This window comes from Pseudomonas sp. RGB (assembly GCF_007713445.1).
GTDB lineage: Bacteria > Pseudomonadota > Gammaproteobacteria > Pseudomonadales > Pseudomonadaceae > Aquipseudomonas.
In genome coordinates, this window is sequence record NZ_VMSH01000007.1 from 268,691 (window position 1) to 281,886 (window position 13,196).

10 protein-coding genes are annotated in these 13,196 nt (G+C 61.4%); 6 read left to right on the forward strand and 4 right to left on the reverse strand.

From position 1 onward, the window contains the following. Positions 1 to 1,515 (forward strand): ABC transporter substrate-binding protein, encoded by a 1,515-nt coding sequence (locus FPT15_RS17360; RefSeq protein WP_145163131.1) that lies wholly within the window; start codon positions 1 to 3, stop codon positions 1,513 to 1,515. 201 nt (positions 1,516 to 1,716) lie between these two features. Here the strand turns inward: FPT15_RS17360 and FPT15_RS17365 are convergent, their stop codons facing one another. The 4 genes from FPT15_RS17365 to FPT15_RS17380 all read right to left on the reverse strand — a co-directional run bounded on the left by FPT15_RS17365 (position 1,717) and on the right by FPT15_RS17380 (position 5,403). Further along, positions 1,717 to 2,457 carry a YciK family oxidoreductase gene (locus FPT15_RS17365; RefSeq protein WP_145163133.1) on the reverse strand — a complete coding sequence of 247 codons (741 nt, stop codon included), beginning with the start codon at positions 2,455 to 2,457 and terminating at the stop codon, positions 1,717 to 1,719. Between the two features lie 176 nt (positions 2,458 to 2,633). Continuing rightward, the gene (mupP, locus tag FPT15_RS17370) at positions 2,634 to 3,305 is read right to left on the reverse strand and encodes an N-acetylmuramic acid 6-phosphate phosphatase MupP (protein ID WP_106576876.1); all 672 of its coding nucleotides are present in this window, start codon (positions 3,303 to 3,305) and stop codon (positions 2,634 to 2,636) included. A gap of 4 nt (positions 3,306 to 3,309) precedes the next feature. After that, positions 3,310 to 4,008 carry a bifunctional 2-polyprenyl-6-hydroxyphenol methylase/3-demethylubiquinol 3-O-methyltransferase UbiG gene (gene ubiG, locus FPT15_RS17375; RefSeq protein WP_010211967.1) on the reverse strand — a complete coding sequence of 233 codons (699 nt, stop codon included), beginning with the start codon at positions 4,006 to 4,008 and terminating at the stop codon, positions 3,310 to 3,312. A 63-nt stretch (positions 4,009 to 4,071) separates the two neighbouring features. Beyond that, positions 4,072 to 5,403: a TRZ/ATZ family hydrolase gene (locus FPT15_RS17380; RefSeq protein ID WP_145163135.1), complete on the reverse strand. Its 1,332-nt coding sequence runs from the start codon at positions 5,401 to 5,403 to the stop codon at positions 4,072 to 4,074. A 109-nt stretch (positions 5,404 to 5,512) separates the two neighbouring features. On the opposite strand from FPT15_RS17380, the gene mtnA reads away from it, so the two are divergent. The 5 genes from mtnA to hisC all read left to right on the forward strand — a co-directional run bounded on the left by mtnA (position 5,513) and on the right by hisC (position 13,196). After that, entirely contained in the window at positions 5,513 to 6,583 is a 1,071-nt protein-coding gene (gene mtnA / locus FPT15_RS17385) for an S-methyl-5-thioribose-1-phosphate isomerase (protein ID WP_145163137.1), read from the forward strand. A 422-nt stretch (positions 6,584 to 7,005) separates the two neighbouring features. Beyond that, positions 7,006 to 9,663 carry a DNA gyrase subunit A gene (gene gyrA / locus FPT15_RS17390; RefSeq protein WP_145163138.1) on the forward strand — a complete coding sequence of 886 codons (2,658 nt, stop codon included), beginning with the start codon at positions 7,006 to 7,008 and terminating at the stop codon, positions 9,661 to 9,663. Between the two features lie 231 nt (positions 9,664 to 9,894). Beyond that, on the forward strand, positions 9,895 to 10,980 hold the full coding sequence (gene serC / locus FPT15_RS17400) for a 3-phosphoserine/phosphohydroxythreonine transaminase (RefSeq protein ID WP_145163139.1): 1,086 nt from the start codon (positions 9,895 to 9,897) through the stop codon (positions 10,978 to 10,980). Further along, complete coding sequence (gene pheA / locus FPT15_RS17405) at positions 10,980 to 12,074, forward strand: prephenate dehydratase (RefSeq protein WP_053132458.1); 1,095 nt, start codon at positions 10,980 to 10,982, stop codon at positions 12,072 to 12,074. Before serC ends, pheA begins: the two co-directional genes overlap by 1 nt. Positions 12,075 to 12,083: 9 nt before the next feature. Then, a complete protein-coding gene (hisC, locus tag FPT15_RS17410; protein WP_145163141.1) occupies positions 12,084 to 13,196 on the forward strand; it encodes a histidinol-phosphate transaminase in 1,113 nt (370 codons plus the stop codon).

A 13,196-nucleotide genomic window follows, 5' to 3' on the forward strand; every position in this document is an offset into this window, starting at 1 on the left:
ATGCAATCCCGCCATTTGAAGTTGCTCGCCGCCGCTACGTTGACCGCGTGGTCCCTTACTGCCGGCCTGGCCCAGGCCGCCGGTGTGCTGACCATCGGCTGCCGTGAAGACAGCACCACGTTCGACCCGATCAAAAGCGCGCAAAACCGCGACACCTGGGTGTTCGCCAACGTCTACGACACGCTGGTGCGCGTGGATAACCTGGGCACCAAGATGGAGCCGGGCCTGGCAGAAAGCTGGGACATTTCCAAGGACGGCCTGACCTACACCTTCAAGCTGCGCGAGGCGAAGTTTTCCGACGGCTCGCCGATCACCGCCGACGACGCAGCGTTCAGCCTGTTGCGTATCCGCGACAACAAGGCCTCGCTGTGGAGCGACCCGTTCAGCCTGATCAACACCGCCAAGGCGTCGGACCCGCACACCCTGGTGGTCACCCTGAAAACTCCGGCTGTGGCCTTTCTCTCGCAATTGGCGTCGCCGACGGTGTCGATCCTGTCGGAAAAAGCCATGACCAAGATGGGCGAAGACGCTTACTCGGAAAACCCGGTGACGTCCGGCGCGTTTACCGTGGACGAGTGGCGCAAGGGCGACCGGGTGATTTTGAAGAAGAACCCGAACTTCTGGCAGGCCAACAACGTGAGCCTGGATGGCGTTGAGTGGGTGTCGGTGACCGACGACAACACGCGCATGCGCATGGTGCAGAACAACGAGCTCGACACGGCGATCTTCGTACCGTTCTCCCGCGTGGAAGAGCTGAAAAAAGACAAGAACGTGGTGATCCACTCCGACCCGTCGACCCGCGAAGACCACTTGCTGATTAACCACGCCCACGGCTTGCTGGCCAAACCGCAAGTGCGCGAGGCGCTGGACATGGCCATCGACAAACAATCGCTGGTCAAGACCGCCACTTACGGTCAGGGCACCGTGGCCTATTCCTACATCCCGAAAGGCTCGCTGTACCACTACGCCAACAACCTGCAACGCCCGTATGACCCGACCGCCGCCAAGAAGCTGCTGGAAGAGGCCGGGGCCAAGGACTTGAAGCTCAACTACGTGGTCAACGCCGGCAACGAAGCCGACGAGCAGATTGCGGTGATCATCAAGGACCAGTTGGCCAAGGTCGGCGTGACCGCCAACCTGCAGAAAGTCGACCCGACCCAAAGCTGGCAGATGCTGGTGGACGGTGAGTACGATATTTCGGTGATGTACTGGACCAACGACATCCTCGACCCGGACCAGAAAACCACCTTCGTGCTCGGCCACGACACCAACCAGAACTACATGACCCGCTACAAGAACGACAAGGTCAAGGCACTGGTGGCGGCCGCGCGGATCGAGGCTGATCCGGTCAAGCGTGAGCAGATGTACGTCGAGTTGCAGAAGCTGGCGAAACAGGATGTGAACTGGATCGACCTGTACTACAGCCCGTACATCAATATCTCACGCAAGAATGTGAGCAACTTCCTGCAGAACCCGCTGGGGCGTTTCACCTTGGAAGAAGTGGTGAAAAACTAAACTTCTAAACCCAACGCGGGGCGAAACCTGTGGCGAGCGGGCTTGCCCCGCGTTGGGCTGCGAAGCAGCCCCCGTAGAGCCGGCGCGGTCTAACACAGCGATCGTGGTGGCAGGTTTTGGGGCCGCTTCGCAGCCCAGCGCGGGGCAAGCCCGCTCGCCACAACAGCCACTTCCACAGGTTGGTTCGTGGCAGGTCAGCGGTTATTGCGCATCAAACGCCTGCCCATTAATACCGGTACTGTCCGGCCCCATCAGGTACAGGTACACCGGCATGATCTCTTCCGGCGCCGGCCTTTCCATCGGGTTTTCGCCTGGATACGCCTGTGCACGCATGCTGGTGCGCGTGCCGCCTGGGTTGATGCTGTTGGAACGCACCGATGCGACATCCTCCAGCTCATCGGCCAGGGTTTGCATCAAGCCTTCAGTCGCGAACTTCGACACGCCGTACGCGCCCCAGTAGGCACGGCCCTTGCGCCCGACGCTGCTGGAGGTGAACACCACCGACGCATCCTGGGACAGCTTGAGCAGCGGCAGCAACGTGCTGGTCAGCATGAACATCGCGTTGACGTTGACGTGCATCACCCGCATGAAATTCTCACCGGACAGCTGCTCGATCGGCGTGCGCGGGCCGATGATCGAGGCGTTGTGCAGCAGGCCGTCGAGGCGGCCGAACGCCTTTTCGATCATCGCGGCCAGCTCATCGTATTGATGGGGCAGGGCGGTCTCGAGGTTGAACGGGATCACCACCGGTTGCGGTTGGCCTGCCGCTTCGATTTCGTCATACACCTGAGCCAGGTTGGCTTCGGTTTTGCCCAGCAACAGCACGGTAGCGCCATGGGCGGCGTAGGTTTTTGCCGCCGCCGCGCCAATCCCGCGACCGGCGCCGGTCACCAGGATCACCCGGCCTTTGAGCAGTTCTGGACGTGCGCAGTAATCAAACATAAATAGCCTCGACAGAATTCAAGATATTGCAGCTCTTGAAGTGGAATCCATTTCAGGTGGAGCTGGCTTGCCTGCGATAGCAGAGTGCCTGTCTCCAGATGTGCTGGCTGGCAGACCGCTATCGCAGGCAAGCCAGCTCCCACATTGATCTCAGTGTTGGCGAGATCTTCTAACAATCAGCAACTGCACAGTGCGTTATCCAGCACCTTGCGCAGTTCCAGCGGGTGATCCACCACGACATCGGCGCCCCAGTTGCGGGGGTTGTCGTCCGGGTGGATGTAGCCGAACGTGACCGCTGCGGTACGGGTGCCAGCATCGCGGCCGGACTCGATATCGCGCAGGTCATCGCCCACGAACAGCACGCTGGCCGGGTCCAGGTCGAGCATCTTGCACGCCAGGATCAGCGGCTCTGGGTCTGGCTTGCTGTTTTTCACGTGGTCCGGGCAGATCAGCAGCGCCGACCGCTCGGCCAGGCCCAGCTGCTGCATGATCGGTTCGGCAAAGCGCAGCGGCTTGTTGGTGACCACGCCCCAGACCAGGTTGGATTTTTCGATGTCCTGCAGCAGTTCTTCCATGCCGTCGAAGAGCTTGCTGTGGATCGCGCAGCCCTTGAGGTAGCGCTCCAGAAACTCCAGGCGCAACGCTTCAAAGCCTGGGGATTCCGGGTCCATCGAGAAGGTCACGGCAACCATCGCCCGCGCGCCGCCGGAGATTTCATCGCGAATGTGCTGGTCGTTGATCGGCGCCAGGCCGCGGTCGGCGCGCATCGCCTGGCAGATCGCGATGAAGTCCGGCGCGGTGTCCAGCAATGTACCGTCCATATCGAAGAGAACCGCTCGCAACTTCACAGGCTTACTCCTCGCGCAGGGTCTGGATCATGTAGTTGACGTCAACGTCGTTGGCCAGCTTGTAGTGCTTGGTCAGCGGGTTGTAGGTCAGGCCGATGATGTCTTTGACGGTCAGCCCGGCCTGGCGGCTCCAGGCGCCCAGCTCGGAAGGGCGGATGAATTTCTTGAAGTCGTGGGTGCCGCGCGGCAGCAACTTCATGATGTATTCGGCGCCGATGATCGCGAACAGGTAGGCCTTGGGGTTGCGGTTGATGGTGGAGAAGAACACCTGGCCGCCTGGCTTGACCATGCGGAAACAGGCGCGAATCACCGAGGAGGGGTCTGGCACGTGCTCGAGCATCTCAAGGCAGGTGACCACGTCGAACTGCTCGGGCATTTCTTCGGCCAGGGCTTCGGCGGTGATCTGGCGGTATTCCACGTTTACGCCGGATTCCAGCTGGTGCAGTTGCGCGACGGCCAGCGGGGCTTCGCCCATGTCGATGCCCATCACGGTGGCGCCACGCTGGGCCATCGCTTCGCTGAGGATGCCGCCGCCGCAGCCGACGTCGAGTACCTTTTTGCCGGCCAGGTTGACGCGTTCGTCAATCCAGTTGACCCGCAGCGGGTTGATGTCGTGCAGGGGTTTGAACTCGCTTTCGCGGTCCCACCAGCGGTGAGCCAGGGCTTCGAATTTGGCGATTTCGGCGTGGTCGACGTTGCTCATGGTGAATCCTCTAAATCTGATAAATCGGTTTGCAGGTGTTCAAGCGTAGGTGCAAACCCTGCGTTATTCGCTGTGCCCGCTGATGCGTTGGCCCCAGGCAATGGCCGTGGCGGTCAACTGTTGTTCATCCATGCGGGTCAATTGCCGGTCGTCGAGCAACTGCTTGCCGGCGACCCAAAGGTGTTTCACGCAATCGCGTCCGGTGGCATAGATAAGCTGTGAGACCGGATCGTAGATCGGTTGTTGCGCCAGCCCCGAAAGATCAAAGGCCACGATGTCGGCAGCCTTGCCGACCTCCAGTGAGCCAATCTCGCTTTCCAGGCCCATGGCGCGCGCGCCGTTGAGCGTGGCCATGCGCAGGGCGCGATGGGCGTCCAGGGCGGTGGCCGAACCGGCGACGGCCTTGGCCAGCATGGCGGCGGTACGGGTTTCGCCGAGCAGGTCGAGGTCATTGTTGCTGGCGGCGCCGTCGGTGCCGATCGCCACGTTGACGCCAGCCTGCCACAGACGCTCCACCGGGCAAAAGCCGCTGGCCAGTTTCAGGTTCGATTCCGGGCAATGGATGACGCTGGTGTTGCTTTCTACCAGCAAAGCCAGGTCGTCCTCGCTGATTTGGGTCATATGAACGGCCTGGAAGCGCGGGCCAAGCAGGCCGAGGCGGCCCAGGCGCGCGAGTGGGCGTTCGCCGGTCTGCTCGACGGCCTGCTGCACTTCGAAGGCGGTTTCGTGTACGTGCATGTGGATCGAGGCGTCCAGCTCTTCGGCAATTATCCGGATCTTTTCCAGGTTTTCATCGCACACGGTGTACGGCGCGTGGGGCCCGAAGGTGATCCGGATGCGCGGATGGTGGTTGAGGTCGCCGAACAGCTCGATGCCCTGGCGAATCGCCTCGTCGGCCGTGCTGGCGCCGGGAATCGGGAAGTCGAGGATCGGAATCGCGATCTGCGCGCGCATGCCGCTGTTGTGCACGCAGTCGCTGGCGACCTTGGGGTAGAAGTACATGTCGCAGAAGCAGGTGATGCCGCCCTTGAGCTGCTCGGCGATGGCCAGGTCGGTGCCGTCGCGCACGAAGGCTTCATCGACCCACTTGGCTTCGGCGGGCCAGATGTGTTTTTCCAGCCAGGTCATCAACGGTAAATCGTCGGCCAGCCCGCGAAACAGGCTCATCGCCGCATGGCCGTGGGCGTTGATCAAGCCCGGGCTGAGCAGCATGCCCGGCAGCTCGCGCACCTCGGTGGCGGCCAGCTTCAATGCCGCGGCCCGTGGCCCGATAAAAGCGATGCGACCATCGCGGATGCCCAGGCCATGTTCCTTGAGCACCACGCCGGCAGGTTCGACAGGTACCAGCCAGGTCGGCAGCAGCAATAAGTCGAGCGGGGCGGCAGTGGAGGTCATCGCAGGCTTCTTCCCGGGCAGCTATAAAAGAAGGGCGAAGTATACCCGAGCGTCCTGGCTGGCGGATCGCTATAATCGGCGGCTTTTGTTCATGAGTGCGGGGTAAGGGATGCGCGACCGACTGTTAGCAGCGGAGAAAGTGAAAGCCATCGAATGGCGTGATGGCGCGCTGCACCTGCTCGATCAGCGTGCCTTGCCGTCTCGGGAAACCTGGGTTGCCTGCACCTCTGTGGCTGAAGTGGCCGATGCCATACGCACGATGGTGGTGCGCGGCGCGCCGGCCATTGGTATCAGCGCCGCCTATGGCCTGGTGCTCGCCGCGCGTGAACGCATCGCTGAAGGCGGCGACTGGCAGGCCGCGTGGGAAGAAGACTACGCACTGCTGGCTGATAGCCGGCCGACAGCCGCGAACCTGTTCTGGGCCTTGAAGCGCATGCGCGATCGCCTGGACCGCATCAAGAAGCACGCCGACCCGGTGGCGGCGCTGGAGGCGGAAGCGATTGCGATCCATGAAAGCGATCGGGAGGCTAATGTGGTCATGGCCCAGTTGGGCCTCGAGCGGATTCGCAAGCACCAGGGCAACGCCCAGGCGATCCTGACCCACGGCAATGCCGGCGCACTGGCCACAGGCGGCGTCGGCACGGCCCTCGGGGTGGTTCGCGCCGCGTTTCTGGAGGGGTTGGTCGAGCATGTCTATGTCAACGAGACGCGCCCTTGGCTGCAAGGTTCGCGGCTGACGGCGTGGGAGCTGGCAGGCGAGGGTATTGCGGCGACGGTGAATGCTGACTCGGCTGGCGCGCATATCCTCAAGACCAAGGGCGTGACCTGGGTGATCGTCGGCGCCGACTGCATTGCCGCCAACGGTGATGTGATTGGCACGATCGGCACGTATCAGTTGGCCGTGTGCGCGATGCACCATGGCGTGCGCTTTATGGTGGTGGCGCCAAGCTCGACACTCGATTTGATGATGGCCACGGGTGAAGACGTCGCTTTGGAGGAGCGTGATCCCGGTGAGTTGCTGGAGGTCATGGGGCAACGGTTGGATGTGGCCGCTTTGAATCCCGTGTTCGACGTAACCCCGGCTGATCTGATTGATGTGATCGTGACCGAAAAAGGCATCGTCGAGCGCCCGGACGCCGCCAAGCTGGCCAAATTGATGTGCCGTAAGCGCCTGCATTGAGGGGGTTGGCGACTGTCAGACGGCTATCGGGGCAAGCCCCCGCCCACATTTTGGCTGTGTTCACACTTCGAGTGTGGGAGGGGGCTTGCCCCCGATTGGCCTTATAAGTCAATAAAACCCTTGGATCTGCCCTCAAAAAACAGCACCACCCTACCTCTGAGCCCCTCTCGTCGCCCTCAGGCCCGTCATCCGTCAACTAACTATGCTCCATGCGCATCTGGGGGATAGGTGCGTGGCGGCGATTGTGATAACATCCGGCGGTTTCCAGGGCTGCCTCAAGGGGCTGCCCATAACGTGCAGATCCGTGTCATAACTCGTTGATTTGTCGTAAGTCGTTGTCAGGCACTCTGCCGGCAGCGGCGAGCTTCGTTCGTCCCATAGGATGTGACGAGGTTTCACCCGAAAAAGGAATCAGGCTTCTCATGGGCGAACTGGCCAAAGAAATCCTCCCGGTCAATATCGAAGACGAGCTGAAACAGTCCTACCTCGACTACGCGATGAGCGTAATTGTCGGTCGAGCACTGCCTGATGCGCGCGATGGCTTGAAGCCCGTGCACCGGCGTGTGCTGTTCGCGATGAGCGAGCTGGGTAACGACTGGAACAAGCCGTACAAGAAATCTGCCCGTGTTGTCGGTGACGTGATCGGTAAGTATCACCCTCACGGCGACACTGCGGTGTACGACACCATCGTTCGGATGGCGCAGCCGTTTTCCCTGCGCTACCTGCTGGTAGACGGCCAGGGCAACTTCGGTTCGGTCGACGGCGACAACGCTGCGGCCATGCGATACACCGAAGTGCGCATGACCAAGCTGGCGCACGAGCTGCTGGCCGACCTGCACAAAGAAACCGTGGACTGGGTGCCGAACTACGACGGCACCGAAATGATCCCGGCCGTCATGCCGACCAAGATCCCCAACCTGCTGGTCAACGGCTCCAGCGGTATCGCCGTGGGCATGGCGACCAACATCCCGCCACACAACCTCGGTGAAGTCATCGACGGTTGCCTGGCGCTTATCGACAACCCTGAGCTGACCGTCGATGAGCTGATGCAATACATCCCCGGTCCGGACTTCCCCACCGCCGCGATCATCAACGGTCGCGCCGGTATCATCGAAGCCTACCGCACCGGTCGCGGCCGCATTTACATGCGCGCCCGCTCGATCATCGAAGACATCGACAAGGTCGGTGGTCGTCAGCAGATCGTCATCACCGAACTGCCTTACCAGTTGAACAAGGCGCGTCTGATCGAGAAGATCGCCGAGCTGGTTAAAGAGAAGAAGCTGGAAGGCATCACCGAGCTGCGCGACGAGTCCGACAAAGACGGTATGCGCGTGGTGATCGAGCTGCGTCGTGGCGAAGTGCCTGAGGTGATCCTCAACAACCTCTACGCCCAGACCCAGCTGCAAAGCGTGTTTGGCATCAACGTGGTTGCACTGATCGACGGCCGTCCGCGCATCCTGAACCTCAAGGATCTGCTGGAAGCCTTCGTGCGTCACCGCCGCGAAGTGGTTACCCGCCGTACCGTGTTCGAGCTGCGTAAAGCGCGCGAACGTGGTCACATCCTGGAAGGCCAGGCCGTTGCCCTGTCGAACATCGACCCGGTCATCGCCCTGATCAAGGCTTCGCCGACGCCGTCGGAAGCTAAAGAAGCGCTGATCAAGATGCCGTGGGAATCCAGCGCCGTTGTGGCGATGGTTGAGCGCGCCGGCGCCGATTCGTGCCGCCCCGAGACCCTCGACCCGCAATACGGCCTGCGTGACGGCAAGTACTTCCTGTCGCCGGAACAGGCCCAGGCCATTCTGGAACTGCGCCTGCACCGCCTGACAGGTCTGGAGCACGAGAAACTGCTGGCCGAGTACCAGGAAATCCTCAACCAGATCGGCGAGTTGATCCGCATCCTCAGCAGCGCTGTGCGCCTGATGGAAGTGATCCGCGAAGAACTGGAAGTGATCCGCGCCGAATACGGCGATGTGCGTCGCACCGAGATCCTTGATGCGCGCCTCGACCTGACCCTGGGTGACATGATCCCGGAAGAAGAGCGCGTGGTGACCATCTCCCACGGTGGCTATGCCAAGACCCAGCCGTTGGCTGCGTACCAGGCCCAGCGTCGTGGTGGTAAAGGCAAATCGGCTACCGGCGTGAAGGATGAGGACTACATTGCTCACCTGCTGGTCGCCAACAGCCACACCACGCTGCTGCTGTTCTCCAGCAAAGGCAAAGTGTACTGGCTGAAAACCTACGAAATCCCGGAAGCCTCGCGTGCCGCCCGTGGTCGCCCGTTGGTCAACCTGCTGCCGCTGGACAGTGATGAATACATCACCACCATGCTGCCGGTCGAGGAATACACCGAAGGTCACTTCATCTTCATGGCTACCGCCAAAGGCACCGTGAAGAAGACCCCGCTGGAATCCTTCAGCCGTCAGCGCAGCGTGGGCCTGATCGCCCTGGAGCTGGACGAAGGCGACGTGCTGATCTCCGCTGCCATCACCGACGGCGAGCGTGAAGTCATGCTGTTCTCCGACGGCGGCAAAGTAACGCGCTTCAAGGAATCCGACGTGCGTGCCATGGGCCGTACTGCCCGCGGTGTGCGCGGCATGCGTCTGCCAGAAGGGCAGAAGCTGATTTCGATGCTGATTCCGGAAGAAGGCAGCCAGATCCTCACCGCTTCGGCGCGTGGTTATGGCAAACGCACTGCGATCACCGAGTTCCCGGAGTACAAGCGAGGCGGCCAGGGCGTTATCGCCATGGTCAGCAACGATCGCAACGGCCGTCTGGTCGGCGCGGTCCAGGTGCTCGATGGCGAGGAAATCATGCTGATTTCCGACCAGGGCACCCTGGTGCGTACCCGTGTGGCCGAAGTGTCGAGCCTGGGCCGTAACACCCAGGGTGTGACCCTGATCAAGCTGGCCAAGGATGAAAAACTGGTCGGCCTGGAGCGTGTGCAGGAACCGTCGGAAGTTGAAGGCGAAGAGCTGGAAGAAGGTGAAGAGTTCGACGGCGAGGTGATCGCAGCTGGCGATGACAACGTCGACGAGCCAACCCTCGATGCTGCCGCAGACGAAGAAGAACCGCAGGAATAAGCGGACACACAGGGGGCGGATGAAGATTCGCCCCCTTGTTGTTTGTCCGAACGGAAATATCGACAGCTGTGGAGATCGAGTGTGGGAGCGGGCTTGCTCGCGAAAGCGGACTGACATTCACCAGAGATGTCGCCTGTTGGATCGCTTTCGCGAGCAAGCCCGCTCCCACATTGGATTGGGTGTCGGCTGATATGTTTGTGTGACTACCACCAGATCAGAGTGAGATTGGATGTGAGCAAGAGAGCCTATAACTTCTGTGCCGGTCCCGCGGCGCTTCCTGAAGCAGTCCTGCAGCGCGCGCAGGGTGAACTCCTCGACTGGCATGGAAAAGGCCTCTCCGTGATGGAAATGAGCCATCGCAGCGATGAGTTCGTGTCCATTGCCACCAAGGCCGAGCAGGATCTGCGCGACTTGCTGGACATCCCCTCCCACTACAAAGTGCTGTTCCTGCAAGGCGGCGCCAGCCAGCAGTTTGCTCAACTGCCGCTGAACCTGCTGCCCGAAGATGGCACGGCCGACTATATCGATACCGGTATCTGGGGCCAGAAGGCCATTGAAGAGGCTTCTCGTTACGGTCACGTCAACGTGGCGGGCACTGCCAAGCCTTACGACTACTTCGCCATCCCTGGTCAGAACGAGTGGAAGCTCTCGAAAGACGCGGCCTATGTTCACTACGTCGCCAACGAAACCATCGGCGGCCTGGAGTTCGACTGGGTGCCGGAAGTGGGCGATGTGCCGTTGGTGTGCGACATGTCCTCGGACATCCTCTCGCGGCCGATCGATGTGTCCAAGTACGGCATGATCTATGCCGGGGCGCAGAAGAACATCGGCCCGAGCGGCATCCTGGTCAACATCATCCGTGAAGACCTGCTGGGTCGCGCCCGTTCGGTGTGCCCGACCATGCTCAACTACAAGGTCGCGGCCGATAACGGCTCGATGTACAACACGCCGCCAGCGTTCGCCTGGTACCTGTCTGGCCTGGTGTTCGAGTGGCTCAAAGAGCAGGGCGGTGTCGCCGCCATGGGCAAGCTCAACGAAGAGAAGAAGCGCACCCTGTACGACTTCATCGACGCCAGCGGCCTGTACAGCAACCCGATCAACCTGACCGACCGCTCGTGGATGAACGTGCCGTTCCGTCTGGCTGATGATCGCCTGGACAAACCATTCCTGGCCGGCGCCGACGAGCGCGGCCTGCTGAACCTCAAGGGCCACCGTTCGGTCGGTGGCATGCGCGCCTCCATCTACAACGCTGTCGACATCAACGCGATCCACGCGCTGGTTGCCTACATGGCAGAGTTCGAAAAGGAACACGGCTAATGTCTGAGCAAGAACTCAAGGCCCTGCGTGTACGCATTGACAGCCTGGACGAGAAAGTCCTGGAGCTGATCAGTGAGCGCGCGCGGTGCGCCCAAGAAGTGGCACGGGTAAAAATGGCGTCCCTGGCTGAAGGCGAAGTACCGGTTTTCTACCGGCCTGAGCGCGAAGCGCAGGTGCTCAAGCGCGTGATGGAGCGCAACAAGGGGCCATTGGGCAACGAAGAAATGGCGCGGTTGTTCCGTGAAATCATGTCCTCGTGCCTGGCGCTGGAGCAGCCGCTCAAAGTGGCTTACCTCGGCCCTGAAGGCACCTTCACCCAAGCGGCGGCCATGAAACATTTCGGCCACGCGGTGATCAGCAAGCCAATGGCGGCGATTGACGAGGTGTTCCGTGAAGTGGCGGCCGGTGCGGTGAACTTTGGCGTGGTGCCGGTGGAAAACTCCACCGAAGGCGCGGTCAACCACACGCTGGACAGCTTCCTTGAGCACGACATGGTGATCTGCGGCGAAGTCGAGCTGCGCATCCACCACCACCTGCTGGTGGGCGAGAGCACCAAGACCGACAGCATCAGCCGCATCTACTCCCACGCCCAATCCCTGGCCCAGTGCCGCAAGTGGCTGGACGCACATTACCCGAATGTCGAGCGCGTGGCGGTGTCCAGCAACGCCGAAGCGGCCAAGCGGGTCAAGGGTGAGTGGAATTCGGCGGCAATCGCCGGCGATATGGCAGCGGGCCTGTATGGCCTGACGCGCCTGGCCGAGAAAATCGAGGACCGCCCGGACAACTCCACGCGCTTCTTGATGATTGGCAGCCAGGAAGTGCCGCCGACCGGCGACGACAAGACTTCGATCATTGTCTCCATGAGCAACAAGCCCGGTGCGCTTCATGAGCTGCTGGTGCCGTTCCACGACAACGGGATTGACCTGACGCGAATCGAGACACGTCCTTCGCGCAGCGGTAAATGGACTTATGTGTTCTTTATCGACTTCATCGGCCATCACCGCGACCCACTGGTCAAGGGCGTGCTGGAGAAAATCAGTCAGGAAGCCGTGGCACTCAAGGTGCTGGGCTCTTACCCGAAAGCGGTTTTGTGAGGCTTTAACATGAGTGGCAACTTCCTCGCCCTGGCTCAGCCGGGCGTGCAACAACTGTCGCCTTACGTTCCAGGCAAGCCTGTGGACGAGCTGGCGCGTGAGTTGAACCTGGACCCGTCGAAGATCGTCAAGCTGGCCAGTAACGAAAACCCGCTGGGCCCGAGCCCCAAGGTATTGGCGGCGATTCGTGACGAGTTGGCTGAGCTGACCCGCTACCCGGACGGTAATGGTTTTGCCCTCAAGTCTCTGCTGGCGCAAAACTGCCGGGTCGAGCTGAACCAGGTGACCCTGGGTAACGGCTCCAACGACATTCTTGAATTGGTCGGCCGTGCTTACCTGGCGCCTGGCTTGAATGCGGTATTCAGCGAGCACGCGTTTGCCGTTTACCCGATCGTCACTCAGGCAGTCGGCGCCGACGCGCGCGTTATTCCGGCCAAGGACTGGGGTCACGACCTGCCGGCCATGCTGGCGGCCATCGACGCCCAGACCCGCGTGGTGTTTATTGCCAACCCGAATAACCCGACCGGCACCTGGTTCGATGCGCAAGCGTTGAACGACTTCCTGCAAGACGTGCCGGAGCACGTGCTGGTGGTGCTGGACGAGGCCTACATCGAGTACGCAGAAGGCAGCGACCTGCCGGATGGCCTGGATTTTCTCGCGGCCTACCCGAACCTGCTGGTGTCGCGCACCTTCTCCAAGGCCTACGGCCTGGCGTCGTTGCGGGTTGGCTACGGCTTGTCGACGGCGGTGGTGGCCGATGTGCTGAACCGCGTGCGCCAGCCGTTCAACGTCAACAGCCTTGCCCTGGCGGCGGCGTGTGCGGCGGTGAAGGACGCGGAGTACCTGGAAGAGGGTCGCCGCATCAACGAAAGCGGCATGCTGCAACTGCAGGAAGGCTTCCGTGAGTTGGGGCTGGGCTGGATTCCGTCCAAGGGCAACTTTATTTGCGTCGACCTCGCTCAAGTCGCCGCCCCGGTATTCCAGGGGCTGCTGCGCGAAGGCGTGATCGTGCGCCCGGTGGCCAACTATGGCATGCCGAACCACCTGCGTATCACCATCGGTTTGCCGGCGGAAAACAGCCGCTTCCTGGAGGCATTGGCCAAGGTTCTGGCTCGTGGTTGA

Coding starts and splice junctions, on each gene's coding strand:
- hisC (WP_145163141.1), top strand. CDS start 12,084: ATGAGTGGCAACTTCCTCGCCCTGGCTCAGCCGGGCGTGCAACAACTG.
- FPT15_RS17360 (WP_145163131.1), top strand. CDS start 1: ATGCAATCCCGCCATTTGAAGTTGCTCGCCGCCGCTACGTTGACCGCG.
- FPT15_RS17380 (WP_145163135.1), bottom strand. CDS start 5,403: ATGACCTCCACTGCCGCCCCGCTCGACTTATTGCTGCTGCCGACCTGG.
- ubiG (WP_010211967.1), bottom strand. CDS start 4,008: ATGAGCAACGTCGACCACGCCGAAATCGCCAAATTCGAAGCCCTGGCT.
- FPT15_RS17365 (WP_145163133.1), bottom strand. CDS start 2,457: ATGTTTGATTACTGCGCACGTCCAGAACTGCTCAAAGGCCGGGTGATC.
- mtnA (WP_145163137.1), top strand. CDS start 5,513: ATGCGCGACCGACTGTTAGCAGCGGAGAAAGTGAAAGCCATCGAATGG.
- pheA (WP_053132458.1), top strand. CDS start 10,980: ATGTCTGAGCAAGAACTCAAGGCCCTGCGTGTACGCATTGACAGCCTG.
- gyrA (WP_145163138.1), top strand. CDS start 7,006: ATGGGCGAACTGGCCAAAGAAATCCTCCCGGTCAATATCGAAGACGAG.